Origin of the sequence: Nitrosospira sp. Is2 (assembly GCF_033095785.1) — a bacterium.
In the GTDB taxonomy this organism is placed as follows: domain Bacteria; phylum Pseudomonadota; class Gammaproteobacteria; order Burkholderiales; family Nitrosomonadaceae; genus Nitrosospira.
This window is the reverse complement of record NZ_CP137134.1, coordinates 1,440,988-1,463,718: the sequence shown is the minus strand read 5'-3', so window position 1 is coordinate 1,463,718 and position 22,731 is coordinate 1,440,988. Positions and strand designations below refer to the sequence as shown.

Genomic DNA, 22,731 nt, shown 5'->3' with positions numbered 1-22,731 from the left:
ACCGGCCTCGGGGTAGACAACCGCAGCGGCCCGCTATCGCGGGCCGTTTTTATTTCCATGAATCGAATATTTTTCCTGCGGCCGTCAGCGTGTTGTTGATTTCCGAATCGCCGTGAGTTGCCGAGACAAACCCGGCTTCAAAGGCTGAGGGCGCGAAATAGTTACCTTCCTCCAGCATTGCATGAAAAAAGCGGTTAAAAGCTTCCCGGTCGCAACTCATTACTTCCGCGTAACTAGTCGGCAGGCTATTCCGGAAATAGAGGCCGAACATTCCCCCCACGGCTTGTGCGCAAAAAACGACGCCGCGCTCCTTCGCGGCAGCGGTAAGGCCGTCAGTTAACTGCCGGGTTGTAGCCGAAAGTTGTTCGTAGAATCCGGGCTTTTGCACCAGTCGCAACGTCGCGAGTCCAGCGGCCACCGCAACCGGATTGCCCGAAAGCGTGCCGGCCTGGTATACCGCTCCTACCGGCGCCAGGCACTGCATGATGTCCCGCCTGCCGCCGAACGCCGCCATCGGCATTCCGCCACCGATTACTTTACCGAGCGTGGTGAGATCGGGTTTTATGCCATAAAGCCCTTGGGCGCATTCCAATCCGACACGAAAGCCCGTCATTACCTCATCAAAGATCAGTACGCTGCCATGACGCGTGCACAATTCGCGCAGGCCCGGCAGAAAACCCGGATTCGGCGCCACCAGATTCATGTTGCCCGCCACGGGCTCGACAATGACCGCGGCAATCTCATCGCCGAACTCACTGAACGCTTGCTCGATACCAGTGATATCGTTGTAATCCAGCACCACCGTGCTGGCAGCGGTTTCTGCCGGAACCCCGGCAGAACTCGGATTGCCAAACGTCAGGGCCCCCGACCCTGCTTTCACCAGCAAGGCATCGTCGTGGCCATGGTAGCAACCCTCAAATTTGATGATGCGGTTACGGCCCGTATACCCTCGCGCAAGACGAATCGCGCTCATCGTGGCCTCGGTACCCGAACTGACCAGTCTCACTTGCTCGATCGAAGGAACAAGATTGCACAGCAGTTCGGCGATTTCCAGCTCCGCCGCTGTAGGCGCTCCAAAGGTCAGCCCCTTTTGTGCCGCAGCCTGCACTGCCGCCACCACTTCCGGGTGGGCATGACCAAGAATCAGAGGGCCCCAGGAACCGACGTAATCGATATAAGCTTTACCATCCGCATCCCACGCCCGAGGGCCCAGCCCCCGCTCGAAAAATACGGGCGTGCCACCCACTGACTTGAAGGCGCGGACCGGTGAATTTACCCCGCCGGGAATATATTTTTGAGAGCGTTCGAATAATTGCTGGTTACGTGACATTATTGGCTAGCCCATGATGGTGAGGAATGGAATGCTTGCTTCGCTTATTTTGCTTAATCAAGCGGGAAAAGTCTTCAGCGGCGGCTCGAATGTCCGAGGCATGAAACAACGCGTTGCTTACCGCCACCGCATCGGCGCCGCGCCGTATCAAGCCGGCCGCATTATCGGAGGTGATGCCGCCGATAGCGACCACCGGAATCTGCAGTTCCTGCTTTGCGCGGTTCAGCAGGTCTAGTGCCGCGGGGGTTGCTCCAGGCTTGGTCACAGAAGCGAAAAAAGCGCCGAATGCGACATAGTCTGCGCCGTGATGCTCGGCTTCCGCGGCACGCTCCAGCCGGTCATAGCAGGAAATGCCAATAATCTTACTGTGCCCCAGGAGTCGGCGCGCATCGGTAAGGGGAGTGTCCTCCCGCCCTAAATGCACGCCGTCGGCGCTCACGTCAATCGCCAGGTCAAGATGATCGTTGATGACGAATGGAACCTCGAAGGCTCGGCAAAGACGAGCGAGCGCGTGTGCCTGCTCCCGACGCAATTCGCTCCCGGCTGCCTTGTTGCGGTATTGGACCAGACTGGCTCCGCCTTCCAGGGCCTGCCGCGTCATCGCAACCAGCTCCGGTGTGTTCGCCACATCCGGGGTGAGAGCGTATAACCCGTTAATTATCGCCTGGGGCATCGTTGTCGTTCCCGTCCCCGGTATCGCTCTCGTCACGAGCCCAGAACATTCGATCAGGCAGATACTGTCCCATTCCCGGGCGAAATCCGGCTTTCAGCGATTGCCAGGTATATTCTTGCGCTTCATAGACTCCTTCGGCCATCGATAGTCCGTTCGCAAGGCCAGCAGCGATAGCCGAGGCGAGCGTGCAGCCAGACCCATGGTACGAGCCAGTCAGTCGACGCCATGTGTCCGACCGTACGATGCCGCCGCTTCCGTACAGGTTGTTGATGACTTGGGACGTATTTTCGTGTGTACCCGTAATCAGGACGTATTCGCAGCCCAGGCGCAAAAGCCGACCGGCGCACTCGTTCAGATTCGGCATGTCATAATCATCCTCGTCGTCCTGGGCGAGCCGCCTCGCTTCCATGCTGTTGGGGGTGATAATGGTCGCCTGAGGAAGCAACAGTTCCCGCATTGCCATGACCATCTCGTCGTTGGCGAGTTCATCACCTCGTCCCGACGCAAGGACCGGGTCCAGTACCAGCGGAATGTTGGGATAATCGGAAATGACCTCCGCAATGGAGGCTATAATTTCCACGCTGCCCAATAGCCCGATCTTGAACACATGTACCGGCATGTCTTCCAGGACCGCCCGTGCCTGATCGGCCACCCATTCAGGGTCCAGGGCCATTACGTCGTCCACTCCGGCTGTATCCTGGATGGTTATGGCTGTGATCACCGATAACGGGTGACATCCCATGCTGGCGAGGGTGAGAACATCGGCCTGAATACCGGCACCACCGGTTGAGTCGCTGGCAGCGAAAGAAAGTACCGTGGGGGGTGGCTGAGACATGGACTAATACCGTAAAATGATATTTTAACCTAATTACTCCCGCTCATCATGACCACCACAGAAACTCGCGTTTACCGTTGCTACATGTGTCTCATTTGCGGTTATGTATATGATGAAGCCGAAGGGTCGCCACAGGAAGGCATTCCTCCCGGCACTCGATGGGAAGACGTTCCGATGAATTGGACTTGCCCGGAATGCGCCGCGCGCAAGGAAGATTTTGAAATGATTGAAATCTGAAATGCGTATTCTTCATACCATGCTGCGTGTTGGCGATCTGGAAAAATCCATCGCCTTCTATACCGATGTGCTGGGGATGAAAGTACTGCGGCGGAAAGATTACCCCGAGGGAAAGTTTACGCTCGCCTTTGTCGGTTATCAGGATGAGGTGCTTGGCACAGTATTGGAGTTAACCCACAACTGGGATACGAAGCAATATGACCTGGGCAATGGCTATGGGCATATTGCGGTAGAAGTGGACGATGCCTACAAGGCCTGCGCGGAAGTGAAGAAGCGCGGCGGCAAGGTAACGCGGGAAGCGGGACCGATGAAACATGGCGCCACCGTCATCGCTTTTGTGGAAGACCCCGACGGCTACAAGATCGAATTCATCCAGAAGAAAACCGCCTAGACACGCCTGGACGTATTAGCGCCCGTCCTATGACTGATCGTTGTCGTCCTGCCCATCCTGCCGGTTGAAGAAGAATACGGCGATCGAGATGATGATGACAGGCAGAATAACGTATAAGCCGAGTGCGTAATTCGCCCCATCCCCGTGATCATGAGGCGGAGGAGTGGAAATTATCTTGTACGCGTGGGCTACGCTGACGGTGAGCACCAGAACGAGGCCCGCGATGCGGCGATTACTTACCAAAGCCCGGCCAGTCGCCTGGTTGAGCAGGTGCGCGGCGTAATAGCCCAGGAAATAGATCCCGGTATAGAAAATCAAGGCGCCCATAAAGAGTTCCTGGCGTTAGGAGCTCGTCTCTGCGAGTGAGTTAAACGCCAAGGTCCCTCGTTATTTGCTCTTCTTGTTTTCCGCGTCAGCTGCCTTCTCACGCTTTTTGGTTTCGGCTTCAAGCTGCGGGTCCGGTTTTTTCGGCTTTGACGCAGCGGCTTTTGCCTCGTCCGCCGCGATGATTTTTGCCGCCTTGGACCAGGGGAATTCCTGAGCCTCTTTTTGCGCGGAAACCTGCGCTGAAACCTGTATCGAGCAAAGCGCGAAAAACAGCGCCGGTAGTATTTTCTTCATATGTCTGGTGATCAGTTAGCAATCCGCCGCGGGGCCAGGACCGGAATTTCCACGGGCGCGGACAGGTGGACAGGTGTGTGATAGCAGGATCGTATCTCAAAACTTGGGTGGATTTCAAGGCTGGCACCTCTGGCAGGGCGGCAGGAGGTGCGTGTGATTTGGTCGGAATTATTCCGTTGTTCCCATCAGCCTTATTTCACGCCGATACCGTTCTTTTCAAATTCCGCCAGGATTTCACGGTTGAGGTTGGAGCGCAGCCGTAACACTCCACCTTCTGGATCTTGCACCCATATTATCAGGTCAACGATGGCGCCATTCTCGGCAAATTCCTTGAGGATAACGGTAGGTTCGGGTTCCGCCAATATCTGCTGCCGCTTCGCGGCTTCCAGCATGATGCGCATGGCCGTCTCTACCGGGCTGGAGTAGCTGACCTTTATGGTTATAATTAGACGCAGGCGGTGGTTGGCATAGGTTTGACGGACAACCGTCGAAGTAATAAACGTGTCGTTCGGAATAAGCGCTTCAGTTCCGTCTTCGGTCTTGAGCACCACATATCGCGTAGTAAGCGAAACAACCTCTCCCTTGCGGTTGTCCACCGCCACGGTATCACCGATGTGCAGGGATCGATCCAGCAGAATAATGTATCCACTGATGTAGTTACTTGCAATCTTCTGCAGGCCGAATCCGAGCCCTACTCCAAGCGCGCCCCCGAACACCGACAAAACGGTGATATCTACCCCCACCATGGGTAGCGCGATCAGGACCCCTGCCACAATCAGGATCGTGCGGCTGATTTTCGAGAGAATGACGCGCTGGTTGATGTCCAGCGCGCTGGCGTCCATTAGCCGGGTTTCGAACGCGGTGGCGAGCCAAAGCGCGACCAGTATGCTGGCGGTGAATGCAGCGATCCCCTGCGCGATGAGCAATATCGAAAGCCGCTGTTTGCCGACGTGAAACCCGACATTGTCGAGAAGATCGAGTATTCCAGGCAACAGGCCTGTTATATAAAGCGCAAGGCCGATCCAGACAATCCAGCCAATAAACAGCTCCCAAGGATGCAGCCACTTCTGGGTCGAAAACACTCTGCGCAACATATAGACAGTTACGCGAATCAGGGCGAGCGCAAACAGTAGCGGTACCACGATGTTAAGAAGATGGGGGGAGTACCAGTAGCTGAGCAGCCACCTCCCGGGAATGACGAGCGCAAGCGCGAACACCGGAAACATGAGTCGGCTCATGCTGCGCATGCTGATATTAAGGCGCCGGCTTTTGCTTTCTGATGGAACTCGAACGCGGCGCTCGAATTGCCGCAGTAACAGCCACGCAAGCCCGAGACTTGCTACCAGCACGGCAATTTGCCACAACACGCTCGCTTCCTGCACGTCCGTGATCAGATTACGCAGCAGACTCTGGAATTCGCTGTCGGCTGGCATTTGAGCTGGCGTCGGGGCTGAAATCTGGGCTGGCATTTCGGCTGACATGTGGAAACGTTGGAAAGTCCCCTGGGGAAAAACGTGGGTGTCGACAAAAGCCGGGACAACTGCAAGCGCTACCGGTAAGGCAGCGAGTGCTCATAGTGGCGTTGCCAGTTTTTCCTGTAAAGATCGATAAGCGCTGCATTACCCTTTATCAACAGCACATTCTCCGCATTTTTATACTGGGCGGCATGGGTGAAGTTGAAGCTACCCGTTATCAGCGTGGCTTCCGGGCTGCCGGCGTCGATCACCATCACTTTATTATGGGCGCTGTCGTGATCTGAATCGGTAAAAACGGGTACACCTTCCGCCGCAATTCTCGATATCAAACTCGTTGGAATCCGGTGGATTTGATTCTTGTCGGAGAGGACTTTGACATCCACACCGCGGCGTTTGGCTGCAACCAGTGCTTCAGCAATTTTGCGGTGGGTGAAACTGAACGCCTGCACCAAAACCTGGTGTTGGGCCGTATCGATGGCGTCCGTGATGAGCTTGCCGGCATCATCCCCCGGCGTAAAAGCAGTCTGTACCGTGCCTGTCGCAGGAAGCGCAACGGGGGCCTTCCTGTCGTGGCCGCTGTCGTGACCTTTATTGTGATCGCGTTCATAAGCTGGTACAGGCTGGAAAGCCCCTGCAGACGCTGTAACCAGGATTGCCATGCAGCCGGCGAGCCACCTGGAGAGGGGCACGTTACCAACCCGTAATATCATTTTTTGCTGTTCGCCAGTTCCAATGCAGCGGCAAAAAAACCATCGGTGTGATGCGAGCGCGGCGACAGTTGCATGAAAACGCCGGTGTCGAGCGGGATTTTCTGTTGCGCCAGCAGCTCGGCGCAATTCAGAAGCGTGAAAAGCGGATGGGCCGCGAGAAAATTCTCGACGATTTCCTGGTTTTCTTCCGGCAAAAAACTGCAAGTGGCATAGACAAGCCTGCCGCCGGGTTTGAGCAGATTTGACGCCGACGCCAGGATAGCGCCCTGTTTGCGCTTGAGTTCTTCGATGCTGTGCGGAGACTGCCGCCATTTCAGATCCGGGTTGCGGCGAAGCGTCCCCAGGCCGCTACACGGCGCATCCACCAGCACGCGGTCGATCTTGCCTGCAAGCCGTTTTACCTTCAGATCGTTCTCGTTGACGATAAGCTGCGGATACAGGTTGGACAAACCGGAGCGCTTGAGGCGCGGCTTGAGGTTATTAAGCCGTTTTTCCGAGGTATCGAACGCATAAATGCGTCCTTGTGACCGCATGAAAGCGCCTAGCATCAGGGACTTGCCGCCTGCCCCCGCACAAAAATCGACAACCATGTCGCGGCGGCGCGGAGCGAGCAGATAGCCCAGCAACTGGCTGCTTTCGTCCTGGACTTCCACTTTGCCAGTAGTGAACAATTCATTGCGGTTGATGCCGGGTTTACCGAAAAGGCGGATGCCGGCGGGAGAGTACGGCGTAGCATCGCCCTCGATACCATCACTTTTCAGTAGCGCAAGCACTTCTTCGCGGTTCGCAAGCAACGCATTGACGCGCAGATCGAGTGGTGCCGGCTCTTGCATCGAGCGTCCCAGATCGAGAATCTCACGCTCTTCCATGAAACCGTGCAGTTTTTCGGTCAACCAGTCCGGAAATTCCGCTTGGACAGCCAGCGGCTGCGATTCCAGCCTCACTGCCTTCAATTGTGCAATCCACTTCGCATCTGCTTCGCTGACGAGCGGCGTCAGTTCGCGCAGATTCATCCCGTGGAATTTCGCCAGATAGCCGAGCAACAGCGAACGCGGAGTCGCAATATCGATCACGCGCTCAAGAAAAAACCGGTGACGCAGAATGCCGAATACGGCTTCGGCAATAAACGCCCGGTCGTTTACGCCGAGCTTGGGGTTCTCCCGGAAAAAACGCCTGAGTATCGAATCAGCGGGATGCTCCAGCGGAAGCACGGCACGGAGCGCGGCGGTAGCCGTCTCCAGGTGGGCAGGGGTGAGGCGCATCTATTGTGGGTATTGCGGAAGGAAGTGGAGGCGAAATAGCGTAGCTCGAACACAACATACATCATAACAGGAGCGATGACTACTGTAGCCCGGGTTAACCCGGGTCAGCTCAGGTTAGCTTAGTTTAGTATAAGCGCCCCTGTTTCTGGTCGTTGACCGATTTTTCCGCATAGCTGATGTTTTTGACCATCTGATCCGTCACAATCCCCAATTTTTCAGCTGCCACCACGCGTACGGGCAGCATGTGATGGTCAACCGCAAGCCAGATCTTCTTGTCGCGGTCGCCCTCTTTCTCCAGCTGCTTTGTCAGTACGATGGTTTCGAGTTTGCCCATCGGCGTGTCCAGGGTTTCCTTGCCCACTGCATAGCGGGCCGGTTCGAGGCGGCGGCCATCGGTTTCATGCAGCGTTACCATTTTGCCCGCGACCGGCGAAAACATGAAGCTATAGTGCAGGCTGAGCCTGTCCAGCGTATCGGTGGGTAACGGCTTCTGTTCTTCCCCGCGTTTATGCTGAAGAGTCAGAAGCTTCTTATCCCAATCGAAAATGGCTACCTTGGGCGGTTTCTTGCCGTGCTGATCAGAGAAGCGGTTGGGGCGAAGCAATCCCTGTGCCGTTACCGTGCCCTCGCTATCGCGCACCACATTGTCCGGTTGTGTCAGCGCCAGCAAGCCTTTTGCGCGGCCCTCGCTGTTAATGGCATAGCTCCGCGTGCCGTTTGCCTGGCGGATTTCCACCGTTTCAGTCATTTCCGCTTCAAGGTTGCCGGATGTGACCGTATAGCTGATATCGATGCGCGGAGGAACACCCGCCGCGTAAGCGCCCGCGGAAAACGCAGAAAAGGTAAATGCGGTAACACTTAAAGCCCACAGCAAAGCAAGCGGTAATTTCATTTTAATAGTCCAGGTGAATACAGAACGGAGCCATCGAATATGGCGTTGCTTACGTCGACGGCGCTCTCGGAAATTCTAAGCCGGCCCTCCATGAGCCAGCGCACGGCTTCGGGGTAAATAAGGTGCTCCTGTTGCAGTACGCGTGCGGCGAGTGTTTGCTCGGTGTCATCCGGTAGTATCTGGAGCGCCGCCTGAACAATGATTGGGCCGCGATCCATCTGCGCGGTAACGAAATGTACTGTACAGCCATGTATCTTTGCCCCTTCCTGCAACGCGCGCCGGTGAGTATGGAGCCCCGGAAAGGCGGGAAGCAGCGAAGGATGGACATTTATCAGTTTCCTAGGATAACGGTTTACGAAACCATCCCCCAGGATGCGCATGAACCCGGCAAGCGCGATCAGATCGGGCCGGTACTTGTCGATTGCCTGCGCCAGCGCGGCATCAAATGCCTCACGACCGGAATAAGACAATTGATCCAGCACGATGGTTTCAAGGCCGTGCTTTCTTGCAATTTCCAGCCCAGGCGCGTTGGGCCTGTTGCTGATGACTGCTGCTATCCGCGCGGGGAGTTTCGCCTCAATCAGGGCCTCCATATTGCTTCCCCGGCCCGAGATGAGGATAACGAGCGATTTCATTTCCGCAGAGGCGCGACCTCGGACGCCCTGCTGCTCACTCAATTATCGTCTGCGCTTCTTTTGCAGCGCGTGTTCGAATCGTGCCAATCCGCCAGACGGTTTCGCCCGCCGATTGCAATAACCGCATTGCCCTATCAGCCAGGTCCGGTCCCACGATCAGCGCCATGCCGATACCGCAATTGAAGACGCGGTACATTTCCTTCTCGTCTACATTTCCCTGTTGCCGCAGCCACCTGAAAAGTGGAGGCATATCCCATGTTTCCTTTTTCAATACCGCGGTGACACCGTCAGGCAGGACACGCGGGATATTTTCCACCAGCCCGCCGCCCGTGATATGGGCCAACCCTTTCACCGGCAGCTGCCTCATCAGTTCGAGCACCGGCTTAACATAGATCCGGGTTGGCGCCATGATTACATCAACTAACGCTTTGCCGTTGAAATCGGTAGACAGGTCTATGCCATTTTTTTCGATGATCTTGCGTATCAGCGAGTAGCCGTTGGAATGGGCGCCGCTGGATGCCAACCCCAATACTGCGTCCCCTTCCCGGATATCCAGGCCTGTGATGATATTGTCTTTCTCCACCACCCCGACGGCGAAGCCGGCCAGATCGTATTCCCCCTCGGGGTACATGCCCGGCATTTCCGCGGTCTCGCCGCCGATCAAGGCGCACCCTGCCTGTTCGCAACCCGCCGCAATACCCTTGACTACGAGGGTCGCTGTATCCACATCGAGCCGTCCGCAGGCGAAGTAGTCCAGGAAGAACAAGGGTTCCGCTCCTTGGACCAGGATATCGTTCACACTCATTGCCACCAGGTCTATGCCCACGCTGTCGTGCCTTCCTGCCTGGAACGCAAGCTTCAACTTGGTGCCCACGCCATCCGTACCCGATACCAGCACGGGTTGACGATATTTTTTCGAAATTTCAAACAGCGCGCCGAACCCGCCGATGCCCGCGAGCACTTCCGGACGCATGGTACGCTTGGCGTAAGGCTTGATGTTTTCTACCAGCCGGTCTCCTGCATCGATGTCCACACCGGCCGCGCGGTAGGAAAGAGGCGTGGGGGGCGGGTTCTCCCGTTTAAATGAAGTCAAGTTGAGTTCTCGTCTTGTTGCAGATAAAGTGACGGCAATTTTACCGCAAATGGATGTGTGCGCCATGCGCTATCAATATATGGCCCATTTTTTGATCTTTCGTGAAACAACTCCTGCTGGATATCGCTCCCCCGCCCCTTCCGACGCTGGCTAATTTCGTGCCCGGCCGCAACGCCGAACTATTGCAGACCCTGGAGAACATTCTGATGGGTAGGGAGAAGGAGCGTTTCTTTTATTTATGGGGCAACCGCGGTTGCGGAAAGAGCCACTTGCTGCAGGGGCTGGCTGGAGCATATAAGCATACCCGGATGAAAGCCACCTATTACGCTTGCGATGAAAATACGCGGTTTGCCGCCGATGGCGAAGCTGACTGCGTACTGGTGGATGATTCGGATCGTCTTGGTGCCGAAGCCCAGATCCACTTGTTTAATCTTTATAATCGCATTCGTGACGAGGGTCACGCCTGCCTGCTGGTAACAGGGCCCGTTGCTCCAGCACAGCTGAAGTTGAGGGACGATCTTGTCACGCGGCTGGGATGGGGTCTGGTATACCAGGTTCATGAACTGACTGACGAGGAAAAAATTAAAGCCATGAAAAGCCATGCAGCCAGCCGCGGCCTGGACTTGCCGCAAGAGGTGGGCGATTACCTGCTCCGCCATGAGCGCCGCGACTTGCCCACGTTGATTGCCACTGTTGACGCGCTGGACAATTACGCTTTAGCCAACCGCCGCAAAATTACCGTTCCGCTGGTGCGTGAACTATTGCAGGCCGCATCATGAATCTGGCTCTGTTCGATCTCGACAATACCTTATTGGCAGGTGACAGCGACTTTCAGTGGGCGCAATTCCTCATCGAGCAGCGCGTGCTCGACCGCGAAGTCTACGAGGCTCGCAATGTGGAGTTCTACGAACAATACAAAGCCGGCACGCTGGATATACACGAGTTTCTCGACTTCCAGCTGAAACCGTTATCGCGCCACCCCAGAAGCCAGCTCGATGCCTGGCACAGTGAGTTCATGCAGAACAGGATTCTGCCGATCATCACCCCCGCTGCTCGCAAACTGATAGAAGAGCATATGCTCGGCGGAGACCTGTGCGTCATCATTACCGCTACGAACAGCTTCGTCACGGGACCTATCGCTCGGGCGCTGAAAGTTTCCCATCTCATCGCCACCGAGCCGGAACAGAAGGATGGCGAATTCACAGGACGGGTTTCAGGTTTGCCCTGTTTCAGGGAGGGCAAGATCGCGCGCCTGGAAAGCTGGCTGGATGAGCACAATCTGACCTGGTTATCGTTTCTGGAAAGCTGGTTTTATAGCGATTCCCTGAATGACCTTCCCTTGCTCAATAAGGTCACCCACCCGGTGGCCGTGGACCCGGACGCGACACTCAAAGCCCATGCGGAAAGAAACGGCTGGCCCATCATCAGCCTTCGATAATTTTCCGCGTATTTTCCGCCATGCCCATGCCGGCCTGCGACCCGAGCCGCATATTCCCCATATCCGCTTCGCCCCCGTCCGCTGCCGCCGCATCCCCGGCTCCAGGACGGGCAAAAAATTTGGGGTGGAGTCGAACGCTTCGCGATGATGATTGAGAGGAGCGCAGGCAGAGGACAGAAGCTTCTGGTCATTTTCCTGCTTGTCGGGGCGGCCAGTGCGTTTGGGGGACTGTTATTCGGCAGCGTGCACATACCTGCCGACGCTGTTGCCCAAGCTTTGCTCTCGTCCAGCGACGGGAAAGATAATGTTGCGCATCAGATCATCTGGCAACTCCGCCTGCCGCGCGTATTGGCTGCATTTGCGTGCGGCGGCCTATTGGCCCTGGCAGGCGTGTTGTTGCAGGTTCTGCTGCGCAATCCGCTTGCCGATCCTTATATTCTTGGCGTATCCGGCGGGGCGGCGGTAGGCGCCCTCCTTGGAATGTTGCTGGGTTGGGGCCTGGTGCTGATCAATCTCTCCTCGCTCGCGGGCGCTTTGGCAGCGATAGCGATCGTGTTCGGCTTGAGCTTTCGCGCGGGGGGCTGGAACCTGTACCGGCTCCTGCTGACAGGCGTGGTATTGTCCGCCGGCTGTGGCGCGCTGACGACTTTGATCCTTACCCTCGCGCCGGCAAGCGATGTGAAGGGCATGCTGTTCTGGCTGATGGGAGACGTCTCCCGGGCCGAGGAAGTGCTTCCCGCCTGGATTACGCTGTGCATTGTAACGGCCGTGAGCATGCTCTTTTCCGGCAGTCTGAACGTCCTGAGCCTCGGCCAGATGAAGGCGCAGACGCTGGGGGTGGCCGTGCTGCCGTTGCAGGTGGGAATCTATTTCTGTGCGTCGGTCGCGACGGTGGCAGCGCTGATGCTGGCGGGCGCCATCGGGTTTGTGGGGCTCATCGTGCCGCATGCCGTCCGCCTGCTGGGGGTGAACGATTTCCGCTGGCTGTTGCCTTTATCGATACTGTTGGGGGGCAGCTTCCTTACCCTGGCCGACACCCTTGCCCGCACATTGTGGGCGCCGCAGCAGCTGCCTGTCGGAGTATTGACCGCGCTGCTGGGCGTGCCCATGTTGTTGCTGCTGCTGTCGCGAAAGCCCTGATTGCCCGAAAAACTCCCTGAATCACGACATCATATGCGACAAATTTTGGGCACGAGCCAAACGCAAAACAACTCGTCATGTTTTAAGCCCGGTGCACCTCCTCAACGTGCAGCAGGGCCGGGCGGCCTGATCAGCTGCGTACTGATTTTGAAACGCTCCTGTATCCAGGGCTGCCAGCTCGCGTCGTTAGGCATCCTTCACTTTTTTTGCTACCGCCTGCAAGATCTGCTTGTCTATTTCAGGTCGCGTTCGTGTTCCTCGGTGCAGCGATCGTGCCGGCCGGGCCGCTTCTCAGCTTCTCATTAAGAGGCCTTGAAAAAATAGCCCTACGACCCATCTAACTAATCGTGGGAAGCAATATCCACTTTTCGCCGCCCAGGTTTATTGAAATTATGAAAATTTTTGTTTCGATGAAGCCTCTCCAACTTTTGGATGACACTTCCCCTAATCGTAATCCGTCCTGAGGGCTTGTACTGCCCCCAGGGCGAATTTTTCATCGATCCCTGGCGCCCGGTTGATCGTGCTGTAATCACGCATGCGCACAGTGACCATGCGCGGCCGGGAAATGCACATTATTTGGCGCATCGCGACAATGCGGAGTTGCTGCACATCCGTCTCGGTGCTGATATCAGCCTGCAAACGCTGGAGTATGGCGAAGCGCTGGAACACAGGGGCGTTCGCATCAGCCTGCATCCCGCCGGGCATGTGCTGGGTTCGGCACAGGTCAGGCTGGAATGCAAGGGAAGGGTATGGGTCGCTTCGGGCGATTACAAGCTGGCAGACGATGGAACTTGCCGGCCTTTCGAACCGGTGCGCTGCGATACCTTCATCACCGAATCGACATTCGGGCTTCCCGTCTACCGCTGGCCGCATCAAGCCGATCTCTTCGCCGATATCAACAACTGGTGGCAGCGGAATGCGGCGTCAGGCCGTGCTTCGATCCTTTTCTGCTACGCATTTGGCAAGGCGCAACGCATTTTGCGCGGGGTGGATAGCACTATCGGTCCTATCGTCTGCCATGGCGCGGTGGAACCGCTCAATGCCGTTTACCGTGCCATCGGCGTGCCGTTGCCCGCCACATTTCGCGTGACGGACGAGGCAATGAACAAATCGGCGCTTTCCCAGGCGCTGGTGCTGGCGCCGCCTTCGGCCGCGGGAACGCCCTGGCTCAGGCGCTTTGGCGACTATTCTGATGCGTTTGCCAGCGGCTGGATGCAGCTGCGGGGTGCGCGCCGCCGGCGCGGTGTGGATCGCGGCTTTGTCATGAGTGACCACGCCGACTGGCCAGCCCTGCATCGCGCCATCGGCTGCACCCAGGCCGGGCAAGTCTTCGTGACGCATGGCAGCATCGCCATCATGGTCCGCTACCTGCGCGAGCAGGGCCTCGACGCGCAAGCCTTTGCCACGGAATACGGCGGCGAAGAGGAGGCCGATTCCGCCGATGGGGAAGCCATTCCGATGCCCGGAATGCGGGATTCAAATCATACCGGCGATGCGGCGTTTTCCGTCGGCAGTGATAGGGATGGGGCTGGGGAATCGGATAATCCAGGCGCTTCCGGTTTTAGCCCGACCTTATCGGCAGCGCGGCGCCCGCGACCGTTGGAAAGCTGATGAAAGCTTTTTCCGCACTGTATCGCGAGCTTGACAGTTCGACTTCAAGCCTGGCGAAACAGGCAGCGCTGCAGAGCTATTTTCGGAGCGCCGCCCCGTCGGACGCGGCTTGGGCGGTATTCTTCCTTGCCGGGGGCAAGCCCCGCCAGATGGTGCCGAACAGGCTTCTCAAAGCACTGGCGCAAGAGGTTGCCGCGCTGCCGGAATGGCTGTTCGTGGAAAGCTACGAAGCCGTTGGCGACTTGGCCGAGACCATCGCCCTGTTGTTGCCCGACCCAGTGGACACGCAGGAGCTCAGCCTGGCCGAATGGCTGTCCGTACACCTGCTACCCCTGCGCGGATTGCCAGAAGAAGAACTGCGCGCGCGTCTGCTCGCGCAATGGCGAACCATTGCCGCGGCGGATCGCCTGGTGTATTTCAAGCTGATCACCGGCAGTTTGCGTGTCGGTGTCTCCAGGCTCCAGGTCACGCAGGCATTGGCGGCGGTCAGCAGCGTCGATGCCAAGCGTATGGCGCAGCGGCTGATGGGCTATACGCAGATCGGTTCGCAACCGGACGCTGCCGGTTTCCTGGCGCTGCTCCGCCCCGAAGATGCCCAGGAACAAGGCCCGCAACTCGCCGGCCACCCCTATCCCTTCTTTCTTGCGCATCCCTTCAACCATCCACCCGCACATTTTGACGAACTGCTCGGTTCCCCTGCCGACTGGCTGGTGGAGTGGAAGTGGGATGGCATCCGCGCGCAACTGGTCAAGCGCGGCGGGCAGTCCTGGATATGGTCGCGCGGGGAAGAACTTGTCAGCGAGCAATTTCCCGAACTGGTGCAGGCGGGCCTTTCCCTGCCCGACGGGACGGTGCTTGATGGAGAGATCGTCGTATGGCGCGATGGAAGAGTGCAACCTTTCAATGAACTGCAAAAGCGCCTCGGGCGCAAGATCCTGGGCAGCAGGATTCTGCGGGAGCAGCCGGTGGTCCTCCTGGCATACGACCTGTTGGAAGAGGAGGGGGAAGATCTGCGCAGGCAGCCGCAATACGTGCGCCGCGCGCGCCTTGAGGCGCTGCTGGAAAAGCATGCGCCCGAGGCATCGGGATTACCATTACGCTTGAGTCCCGTTGTTCAGGGCAGCACATGGGAGGAGTTGGCTATCCTACGGGAAGGCGCGCGTAGTCAGGGCACGGAAGGATTCATGCTCAAGCAGCGCAATGCCGGGTATGGCGTGGGACGCACCAAGGATGTCGGCAGATGGTGGAAATGGAAGATTGATGCGATGAGCGTGGATGCCGTGCTGGTTTATGCGCAGCGAGGCCATGGTCGGCGCGCCAGCCTGTACAGCGACTATACTTTCGCCGTATGGAGCGATCCGCCTGAAAATCCGATGCGCGTTCTGGTGCCGTTTGCCAAGGCCTATTCGGGTCTCACGGACGCGGAGATGGCGCAGGTTGATTCGATTATTCGCAAAACCACGCGCGAAAGCTTTGGTCCGGTACGCAGCGTGGAGCCGACACTGCTATTCGAGCTCGGCTTCGAGGGAATTTCCCGCAGCAACCGCCATAAAAGCGGCATCGCGGTGCGCTTTCCGCGAATGCTGCGCTGGCGCCAGGACAAGCCAGTCGCCGAGGCGGATACGCTACAGACGCTGGCGGCGCTGCTCCCGGAGGGGGCCTGAACATGCCGCGCCATAGACATGAAGCGATGGACACAGGCGATGCGCGTGCGGAGCGATGGCTGGGGCTGCGCAACTGGCAACCTTTTCCATTTCAGCGCAAGGTTTGGAAGGCGATGTCACAGGGCCGCTCAGGGCTCCTGCATGTCACCACGGGGGCGGGCAAGACGCTTGCTGTCTGGCTGGGCGCATTGGAGCGATTCGTGCCGCTCGATCGGGGAAAGGAGAAGCAAACCGGTTCGCGGGATGCCGCAGATTCCCATGACGCTTCTGGAAAAGGAAATATAGCCCCTTTATTGACCGTGCTCTGGCTGACTCCCATGCGAGCACTGGCAGCCGATACGCTGCGCGCCCTGCGTGAGCCGCTGCCAGATTTCGCTCCGCACTGGACATCCGGATTACGCACCGGCGATACGCCAAGCGGGGAGCGTGCCGCTCAAAACCGCCGCCTGCCCACCCTTCTGGTCACCACGCCCGAAAGCCTGTCCCTTCTGCTGGCTCGCGCCGATGCGCCTGACACCCTTGCAACGGTGCAGCTGGTGGTGGTGGACGAGTGGCACGAAATGCTGGGCAACAAGCGCGGCGTGCAGGTGCAGCTCGCCCTGGCCCGGCTATCGGGCTGGAATCCGCAGCTCATGGTATGGGGGATGTCGGCAACGCTGGCTAACCTGGAACGGGCGCTGAGCACGCTGCTGCCCCTGCCTGCGCCTGCCGCCCCCGTCAAGCAATCCGGCAGGCCGCCGCCCGCGCCATTACTGCCGCTGTTGATAAAAGGCCGTATCGCCAAGAAACTGGTGGTCGATACGCTCCTGCCCGAGCGCGTCGAGCGCTTTGCCTGGGCCGGGCACATGGGTCTGTCCATGCTTCCCCGCGTGGGAAAGGAGATCGCGCAAAGCGGTTCAACCCTGGTATTCACCAACACACGCTCGCAGGCGGAGCGCTGGTATCAGGCGCTGCTGGAGCATAACCCCGGCTGGGCGGGCGAGATCGCGCTGCACCATGGGTCGCTCGACTTATCCGTGCGGAACTGGGTGGAACTGGGACTGAAGAATGGCACCTTGCGCGCTGTCGTTTGCACTTCCAGCCTCGATCTAGGCGTCGACTTCCTACCCGTGGAGCGCGTGTTGCAAATCGGCTCGGCCAAGGGCGTGGCGAGGATGCTGCAGCGTGCCGGGCGGTCCGGACATGCGCCGGGAAGGCCTTCCCTCATTACGCTGGTGCCTACCCACAGTCTGGAAATAATCGAGGCGGCGGCAGTGCGCAAGGCCATTCAAACCGGCCAGATCGAAGATCGCCACAGTCCGCATCAACCGCTGGATGTGCTGGTGCAGCATCTGGTGACGGTGGCGCTGGGTGGCGGATTTCAGCCGGACGCGTTGTATGCCGAAGTCCGCCGCACCTTCGCCTATGCGGGGTTGTCGCCGGATAACTGGCAATGGGCGTTGGACTTCGTACGTCAGGGCGGTCCTTCGCTGGTTGCCTATCCGGATTTCCAGCGTGCCGCGCCCGATGTGGATGGGATCTGGCGTGTCGGTGATTCGCGGCTGGCGCGGCGCCACCGCAGCAATATCGGCACCATTGTGAGTGACGCGGCGCTGGTGGTGCAATTCGTGAGCGGCGGCCGCCTAGGCACTGTGGAAGAAAGCTTTGGGGCAAGACTGCGGCCAGGGGACGTATTCATGTTTGCCGGCCGGCTCCTTCAGTTGGTACGCATCTACCAGATGACAGCCTATGTCAGGTTGGCGAAGGCAGGCAGCGCAGCGCTGCCCCGCTGGAATCGCGGACGCATGCCATTGTCCAGCACCCTTGCCGACACCATGCTAAGCGAACTGGACGCTGCCGAGCGAGACCAGTATGGCAGCCCCGAGATGCGCTGCGTGCAACCCTTGCTGGCACTGCAAAAAAAGTGGTCGCGCCTTCCTACGCCGCAATTGCTGCTGGCCGAAACGCTTAAAAGCCGGGAAGGCTGGCACTTGTTTCTTTATCCGTTCGCGGGGCGGCAGGTGCATTTAGGATTGGCTGGACTTATGGCATGGCGTGCCGCACAGGCCCAGGCCAACACGTTTTCGATTGCGCTCAACGACTATGGATTCGAGCTGTTGTCCACCAAGCCGATGGACTGGCCGGCACTGTTACCGCGTATGCTGGCCCTGCCGGATGAGATGGCTCCCGCTTCCTTCCAGCCGCAACACCGGCCGCAACTCCTCGCGGAAGTGCTGGCCAGCCTCAATGCGACCGAGCTGGCCCGGCGGCGCTTTCGCGAAATCGCGCGCATTTCCGGGCTGATCTTTCAAAGCCACCCCGGCGAGCGGCGGAGCAACCGGCAATTGCAGGCATCCGCGTCGCTATACTACGACGTGTTCCAAAACTACGATCCCGGCAACCGCCTTCTCCAGCAGGCGAAATCGGAGCTGCTGCAACAGGAGCTGGATATCGACCGCTTGGCCAGATCGCTTGAGCGCATGAATGGGCAAACGCTGCACGTAGTGGCCGTCAAAAAGCCGACCCCGCTGGGTTTTCCGCTCATGGCGGAACGGTTCCGTGAAAAACTCAGCAATGAGCCACTTGCTGCGCGCATTGCGCGCATGGTGGAGGAACTCGAAGCAAGCGCCGGACCGGAGGCTCCAGATACCCACGGCCGCAAGCAAGGCAATGGAACTGTCCCTGCAAGTACCCGCGAAACCGTTTTGCAGACGTTGGAATTGAATAGCCATGCCAATCCCCGCTTGAAACAGGAAAAGGACGACTCTTCCGGCGCGGGCTACCCATCCGGTAGCGCGTCTGCTGCACGAAGATCACTTGCCCGGCACCGGCGGCACATCTGAGTAGTGTGATCCCCGATCCTGAGTTGATTGCCAATCCCTCGATCCGCTGTGCTGGCTATACGTTCCAGTTGCTGCCGCAGCGGGCACTCTGGTGGGCCTCGGAAAAAACGTTGCTGGTGGCCGACGTTCATCTGGGCAAAGGCGCAACTTTTCGAGCACTGGGTCAACCCTTGCCACGCGGTGGCAGCTCCCGGGATCTGCAGCGTCTTGCCGCGCTGGTGGCGCAGCTGCAAGCAAAACGACTGATAGTGTTGGGCGATTTCTGGCATAGCCGGCGAGGCCTTAACCCCATGCTTTCCAGCACCCTTCACCAATGGCGCAGCCAACACGGGCAGCTGCAGGTGATGCTGGTGCGTGGCAATCACGATCGTGCAATAAGCAGGAGCGATCTCCCGGCAAGTCTTGGAATCGAGATAGTCGAAGAACCTTTTCCGCTGGCCCCCGGCCTGTATGCCTGCCACGAGCCTCCGTTGCAGGTGCCGGGCTTGCCTCCGCCAGCCAACAATGGCACTAAGGATATGCTGTCCGCCCAGGTATCGACAGATGCGCTCGAAGCGTTTTTCTTGGCAGGACACTTGCATCCAGCGGTACGCCTCAGGGGAAAAAACCTCGACAGTGCGTGCCTGCCGTGCTTCGTCTGGCAGGTGGGTCAGCTTGTGCTCCCGGCGTTCGGCAGCCTGGCGGGCCACCTCATGCTCGATCTGGATTTGTTGCGGCGGAATGGGGCCAAGGCGGGGATCGTTGCACCCGATGCAGTCTGGCTGGTATAAGTGTGATCGTCCCCGAAAGAGACAAGCAGGCAGTAGATCACTTCATGCCGCTTGGATTGCCAATAACATGGGCCTAAACTATGTCGATAACCGTTCATCTCAGCGCTTGCAGGGTAAGTGAACGGGATTACGGAACGTCTGCCCAGTAGGGATAAAAGGGATGAAGGGATAAAGCATTCAGCCGCGCTTGATTATGCGGCATAATGCACCCTTTTCAGTTGCTTGCGATGAGTCCTGTCCGGTCATCCGCGTGGTATCCCGCGCCGTCTGCGGTCTCTCCACGGGCGCGCGGCTGGTTGCAGAATCGCGGCTCGCTTACTCAGCTCATCCAGCAGCGATGCGGCGATTTTCGCGTGAAGCAGATGTTCCAGTCTCTCGACAAGGCGTGCGGGGATGAGCTTGCGGTGATGAAGCTGCGCCGCAACGAACTGGCATTGGTGCGGGAAGTATATTTATATTGCGGCAACACCCCCGTCGTATTCGCGCATTCCGTCGTGGCGCGGAAAGACCTCCGGGGCGCATGGCGCGGCTTGAGCGGGCTCGGCAACCGTTCGCTGGGAACGGTATTGTTCACTAACCCCATCATCAGGCGCACGCCGCTCAGATTTAAAAAGTTGAATCCCGCTCACCCCCTCTTCCAACGCGCCTGCCAGAAATTGAAGGTAAAGCCACGCGGCCTGTGGGCGCGTCGTTCGCTGTTCAGTTTGCGCGGTCAATCCATCCTGGTGACGGAAGTGTTTCTTCCTTCCATACTGGAGCTGGCATAGTGACGCTCGCGCAACGCCTCGGCCATTACGAAAAACTGATGCGGCTGGATAAGCCCATCGGCATACTCCTTTTGCTGTGGCCAACGCTGTGGGGTTTATGGCTTGCCGCAGGCGGGGTTCCCAGCATGATGGTGCTGGCCATATTCGTCATGGGCACGGTACTGATGCGCTCTGCCGGTTGCGTAGTGAACGATTACGCCGATCGCGATTTCGATGGCCATGTAGAACGCACCAAGAACCGGCCTCTCGCCACGCGCATGGTGAGTACCAAGGAAGCGCTGCTGCTGGCGGGGGGCTTAAGCCTGTGCGCATTCATACTGATCCTCCCGCTGAACCGGCTTACCATTGAGCTCTCGTTTGTCGCGTTATTTCTTGCTGCCAGCTATCCCTTCACCAAGCGCTTCTTTGCCATGCCCCAGGCATACCTCGGCATCGCGTTCAGCTTTGGCATTCCAATGGCCTTCGCTGCGCAAACGGGTGAAGTGCCGTTCATGGCGTGGTTCCTTATGGGAGCGAACATGCTTTGGGTGATCGCTTACGATACGGAATACGCCATGGTGGATAAGGTGGATGATCTCAAGATCGGCATCAAGACCTCGGCCATTACTTTCGGCCGCTTCGATGTGGCGGGCGTCATGGCCTGCCACGCCGCTTTTTTGGGTGCGATGGTCGTGGTAGGACTGGTTCAGAAACTCGGCATGGTTTATTACATCGGGTTGTCCGTAGCGCTGGGGCTGATACTGTATCAATATCGCCTGATCCACGACCGCGACCGGACGCGCTGTTTCAAGGCATTCCTGCACAACAACTGGGTGGGCGCAACGATGTTCGCCGGGATTGCGCTTGATTATCTTGCTTGAGTACCTCATAGCCGCAACCACACGGGCGTCCCTCTCATGAAATACAAGGACCTGCGCGATTTCATCGCCCAGCTGGAACATCAGGGCGAACTCAAGCGCGTCACGGCTGAGATCGATCCTCATCTGGAGATGACGGAAATCTGCGACCGGGTGTTGAAAGCCGGCGGTCCCGCAATTTTGTTCGAAAAACCCAAGGGGCACACCATTCCCGTGCTGGGAAACCTGTTCGGCACGCCGCGCCGCGTAGCGATGGGCATGGGGCAGGAATCCGTCGAAGCGCTGCGGGAAGTGGGGAAGCTTCTTGCTTATCTGAAAGAGCCTGAGCCGCCCAAGGGCTTGATGGATGCATGGGAAAAATTCCCGGTGCTGAAGCAGGTACTCAACATGGCGCCCAAGGAGCTTTCGAAAGCTCCGTGCCAGGACATCGTATGGGAAGGCAAGGACGTGGACCTCGGCAGGCTGCCCATCCAGACCTGCTGGCCAGGGGATGTTGGCCCCCTGATCACTTGGGGATTGACTGTCACCAAGGGGCCGCACAAAATCCGGCAGAACCTGGGCATTTACCGTCAGCAGGTGATCGGGCCGAACAAGCTGATCATGCGCTGGCTGGCCCACCGTGGCGGGGCGCTCGACTTTCGCGACTTTTGTCTCGCCAGTCCGGGCCAACCGTATCCCATCGCGGTGGCGCTGGGGGCGGACCCGGCCACCATACTTGGCGCGGTCACGCCGGTGCCGGATACCTTGAGCGAATACCAGTTCGCGGGACTGCTGCGGGGCGCGAAAACCGAAATCGTCAAATGTCTGAGCCACGGTTTGCAGGTTCCCGCCAGCGCTGAAATCGTGCTGGAAGGATATATCCAACCAGGCGAGACAGCGCTGGAAGGCCCATACGGTGACCACACCGGGTATTACAACGAGCAGGAGACTTTTCCCGTATTCACCGTCGAGCGCATCACCATGCGGCGTGACCCCATCTACCACTCCACTTATACCGGCAAGCCGCCGGATGAACCGGCAATACTGGGCGTGGCGCTCAACGAAGTGTTCGTGCCCCTGCTGCAAAAACAGTTCAGCGAAATCGTCGATTTCTACCTGCCGCCCGAAGGCTGCTCCTACCGCATGGCCGTGGTAAGCATGAAAAAGCAGTACGCAGGACATGCCAAGCGCGTCATGTTTGGCGTGTGGAGTTTCCTGCGGCAATTCATGTACACCAAATTCATTATTGTCACCGACGATGACGTAAATATACGGGACTGGAAGGAAGTCATCTGGGCCATTACCACCCGTGTCGATCCGGCAAGGGATACGCTGATTGTCGAGAATACCCCCATCGATTATCTCGATTTCGCAAGCCCGGTTTCCGGCCTCGGCGGGAAGATGGGGCTGGACGCCACCAACAAATGGCCGGGGGAAACGAATCGGGAATGGGGAAAGCCGATTACGATGGATAAGGCGGTGAAGGCTCGAGTGGATGAGGTTTGGAAGGAGTTGGGGTTGTGATAGAC

23 protein-coding genes are annotated in these 22,731 nt (G+C 58.2%); 12 read left to right on the top strand and 11 right to left on the bottom strand.

Translation table 11 applies throughout. The annotated features are described in order from the left end of the window. Positions 1 to 49: 49 nt before the first annotated feature. From hemL to thiD, 3 genes are read right to left on the bottom strand one after another with little or no spacing between them, the layout of a single operon-like run. Positions 50 to 1,333: a glutamate-1-semialdehyde 2,1-aminomutase gene (gene hemL / locus R5L00_RS06380; protein WP_317654133.1), complete on the bottom strand. Its 1,284-nt coding sequence runs from the start codon at positions 1,331 to 1,333 to the stop codon at positions 50 to 52. Continuing rightward, positions 1,320 to 2,003, bottom strand: a complete 684-nt coding sequence (thiE, locus tag R5L00_RS06375; RefSeq protein WP_317653805.1) for a thiamine phosphate synthase — start codon at positions 2,001 to 2,003, stop codon at positions 1,320 to 1,322. Before thiE ends, hemL begins: the two co-directional genes overlap by 14 nt. Continuing rightward, positions 1,984 to 2,838, bottom strand: coding sequence for a bifunctional hydroxymethylpyrimidine kinase/phosphomethylpyrimidine kinase (thiD, locus tag R5L00_RS06370; protein WP_107693546.1), 855 nt, complete (start codon positions 2,836 to 2,838; stop codon positions 1,984 to 1,986). The genes thiE and thiD overlap by 20 nt, the downstream gene beginning before the upstream one ends. Before the next feature lie 48 nt (positions 2,839 to 2,886). On the opposite strand from thiD, the gene R5L00_RS06365 reads away from it, so the two are divergent. Next, on the top strand, positions 2,887 to 3,075 hold the full coding sequence (locus tag R5L00_RS06365) for a rubredoxin (protein ID WP_091135575.1): 189 nt from the start codon (positions 2,887 to 2,889) through the stop codon (positions 3,073 to 3,075). A 1-nt stretch (position 3,076) separates the two neighbouring features. After that, positions 3,077 to 3,466 carry a lactoylglutathione lyase gene (gene gloA / locus R5L00_RS06360; protein WP_107693547.1) on the top strand — a complete coding sequence of 130 codons (390 nt, stop codon included), beginning with the start codon at positions 3,077 to 3,079 and terminating at the stop codon, positions 3,464 to 3,466. 27 nt (positions 3,467 to 3,493) lie between these two features. Here the strand turns inward: gloA and R5L00_RS06355 are convergent, their stop codons facing one another. The 8 genes from R5L00_RS06355 to purM form a co-directional block, all read right to left on the bottom strand. Continuing rightward, positions 3,494 to 3,793, bottom strand: coding sequence for a hypothetical protein (locus R5L00_RS06355; protein ID WP_317653804.1), 300 nt, complete (start codon positions 3,791 to 3,793; stop codon positions 3,494 to 3,496). Positions 3,794 to 3,853: 60 nt separating this feature from the next. Beyond that, positions 3,854 to 4,087 (bottom strand): hypothetical protein, encoded by a 234-nt coding sequence (locus R5L00_RS06350; RefSeq protein ID WP_317653803.1) that lies wholly within the window; start codon positions 4,085 to 4,087, stop codon positions 3,854 to 3,856. 191 nt (positions 4,088 to 4,278) lie between these two features. Then, positions 4,279 to 5,520, bottom strand: coding sequence for a mechanosensitive ion channel family protein (locus R5L00_RS06345; RefSeq protein ID WP_317653801.1), 1,242 nt, complete (start codon positions 5,518 to 5,520; stop codon positions 4,279 to 4,281). Between the two features lie 116 nt (positions 5,521 to 5,636). Next, on the bottom strand, positions 5,637 to 6,272 hold the full coding sequence (locus R5L00_RS06340; RefSeq protein WP_317653800.1) for a phospholipase D family protein: 636 nt from the start codon (positions 6,270 to 6,272) through the stop codon (positions 5,637 to 5,639). Next, positions 6,269 to 7,534, bottom strand: a complete 1,266-nt coding sequence (locus tag R5L00_RS06335; protein WP_317653799.1) for an RsmB/NOP family class I SAM-dependent RNA methyltransferase — start codon at positions 7,532 to 7,534, stop codon at positions 6,269 to 6,271. The genes R5L00_RS06340 and R5L00_RS06335 overlap by 4 nt, the downstream gene beginning before the upstream one ends. A gap of 124 nt (positions 7,535 to 7,658) precedes the next feature. Next, a complete protein-coding gene (locus R5L00_RS06330) occupies positions 7,659 to 8,426 on the bottom strand; it encodes a DUF3108 domain-containing protein (RefSeq protein WP_317653798.1) in 768 nt (255 codons plus the stop codon). Then, the gene (gene purN / locus R5L00_RS06325; RefSeq protein ID WP_317654132.1) at positions 8,423 to 9,061 is read right to left on the bottom strand and encodes a phosphoribosylglycinamide formyltransferase; all 639 of its coding nucleotides are present in this window, start codon (positions 9,059 to 9,061) and stop codon (positions 8,423 to 8,425) included. The genes R5L00_RS06330 and purN overlap by 4 nt, the downstream gene beginning before the upstream one ends. Positions 9,062 to 9,095: 34 nt before the next feature. After that, a complete protein-coding gene (gene purM / locus R5L00_RS06320) occupies positions 9,096 to 10,154 on the bottom strand; it encodes a phosphoribosylformylglycinamidine cyclo-ligase (protein WP_317653797.1) in 1,059 nt (352 codons plus the stop codon). A 101-nt stretch (positions 10,155 to 10,255) separates the two neighbouring features. Here purM and hda point away from each other — a divergent pair, with 101 nt between their 5' ends. The 10 genes from hda (at position 10,256) to ubiD (ending at position 22,726) form a co-directional block, all read left to right on the top strand. Beyond that, positions 10,256 to 10,933: a DnaA regulatory inactivator Hda gene (gene hda, locus R5L00_RS06315; protein ID WP_317653796.1), complete on the top strand. Its 678-nt coding sequence runs from the start codon at positions 10,256 to 10,258 to the stop codon at positions 10,931 to 10,933. Next, complete coding sequence (locus R5L00_RS06310) at positions 10,930 to 11,592, top strand: HAD family hydrolase (protein WP_107693556.1); 663 nt, start codon at positions 10,930 to 10,932, stop codon at positions 11,590 to 11,592. Before hda ends, R5L00_RS06310 begins: the two co-directional genes overlap by 4 nt. A 144-nt stretch (positions 11,593 to 11,736) precedes the next feature. Beyond that, entirely contained in the window at positions 11,737 to 12,732 is a 996-nt protein-coding gene (locus tag R5L00_RS06305) for an iron ABC transporter permease (protein ID WP_317653795.1), read from the top strand. Positions 12,733 to 13,164: 432 nt separating this feature from the next. Beyond that, positions 13,165 to 14,343 carry a ligase-associated DNA damage response exonuclease gene (locus tag R5L00_RS06300; protein WP_317653794.1) on the top strand — a complete coding sequence of 393 codons (1,179 nt, stop codon included), beginning with the start codon at positions 13,165 to 13,167 and terminating at the stop codon, positions 14,341 to 14,343. Further along, on the top strand, positions 14,343 to 16,007 hold the full coding sequence (locus R5L00_RS06295; protein WP_317653793.1) for an ATP-dependent DNA ligase: 1,665 nt from the start codon (positions 14,343 to 14,345) through the stop codon (positions 16,005 to 16,007). Before R5L00_RS06300 ends, R5L00_RS06295 begins: the two co-directional genes overlap by 1 nt. A 2-nt stretch (positions 16,008 to 16,009) precedes the next feature. Then, complete coding sequence (locus R5L00_RS06290; RefSeq protein WP_317653792.1) at positions 16,010 to 18,829, top strand: ligase-associated DNA damage response DEXH box helicase; 2,820 nt, start codon at positions 16,010 to 16,012, stop codon at positions 18,827 to 18,829. 5 nt (positions 18,830 to 18,834) lie between these two features. Then, positions 18,835 to 19,599, top strand: a complete 765-nt coding sequence (locus R5L00_RS06285) for a ligase-associated DNA damage response endonuclease PdeM (RefSeq protein WP_317653791.1) — start codon at positions 18,835 to 18,837, stop codon at positions 19,597 to 19,599. 203 nt (positions 19,600 to 19,802) lie between these two features. Further along, entirely contained in the window at positions 19,803 to 20,366 is a 564-nt protein-coding gene (locus R5L00_RS06280) for a chorismate--pyruvate lyase family protein (RefSeq protein WP_411555594.1), read from the top strand. Next, positions 20,366 to 21,226: a 4-hydroxybenzoate octaprenyltransferase gene (ubiA, locus tag R5L00_RS06275; RefSeq protein ID WP_317653790.1), complete on the top strand. Its 861-nt coding sequence runs from the start codon at positions 20,366 to 20,368 to the stop codon at positions 21,224 to 21,226. The genes R5L00_RS06280 and ubiA overlap by 1 nt, the downstream gene beginning before the upstream one ends. Before the next feature lie 36 nt (positions 21,227 to 21,262). Then, complete coding sequence (ubiD, locus tag R5L00_RS06270; protein ID WP_317653789.1) at positions 21,263 to 22,726, top strand: 4-hydroxy-3-polyprenylbenzoate decarboxylase; 1,464 nt, start codon at positions 21,263 to 21,265, stop codon at positions 22,724 to 22,726. Positions 22,727 to 22,731: the final 5 nt, after the last annotated feature.